Source organism: Mesorhizobium sp. LNHC252B00 (genome assembly GCF_000502955.1).
Lineage (GTDB): Bacteria > Pseudomonadota > Alphaproteobacteria > Rhizobiales > Rhizobiaceae > Mesorhizobium.
In genome coordinates, this window is sequence record NZ_AYWO01000102.1 from 1 (window position 1) to 639 (window position 639).

Annotated in this window: 1 protein-coding gene; it reads left to right on the forward strand. The window is 61.3% G+C overall.

Annotation, left to right across the window (positions count from 1 at the left end):
- Window positions 1-39 precede the first annotated feature (39 nt).
- Window positions 40-639 (forward strand): Hsp70 family protein (locus X744_RS0139245; protein ID WP_031261554.1); only part of this gene is annotated, 600 nt, incomplete at its 3' end.

Consider the following 639-nt stretch of genomic DNA (forward strand, 5'->3'; position numbering starts at 1 on the left):
CCGGGTCCTGAGAGCCTGCTTAGCGGAGAGACTAGAAAAATGGCAAAAGTAATCGGTATCGATCTCGGCACCACCAACTCGTGCATCGCCATTATGGATGGCAAGGAGCCGAAGGTAATCGAGAATGCGGAAGGCGCGCGCACGACGCCTTCCATCGTCGCCATCTCGGGCGACGGCGAACGCCTCGTCGGCCAGCCGGCCAAGCGCCAGGCGGTCACCAATCCTGAAAACACCATCTTCGCGGTCAAGCGCCTGATCGGCCGCCGCTATGACGATCCGGTGACGGAGAAGGACAAGAAGCTTGTCCCCTACAAGATCGTCAAGGGCGACAATGGCGATGCCTGGGTCGAGGCCGGCGGCAAGAAGCAGTCGCCCTCGCAGATCTCGGCCATGATCCTGCAGAAGATGAAGGAAACGGCGGAAGCCTATCTGGGCGAGAAGGTCGAGAAGGCGGTCATCACCGTTCCGGCCTATTTCAACGACGCCCAGCGCCAGGCCACCAAGGACGCCGGCAAGATCGCCGGCCTGGAAGTGCTGCGCATCATCAACGAGCCGACCGCGGCAGCGCTTGCCTATGGCCTCGACAAGAAGGAAGGCAAGACCATTGCCGTCTATGACCTTGGCGGCGGCACGTTCGAC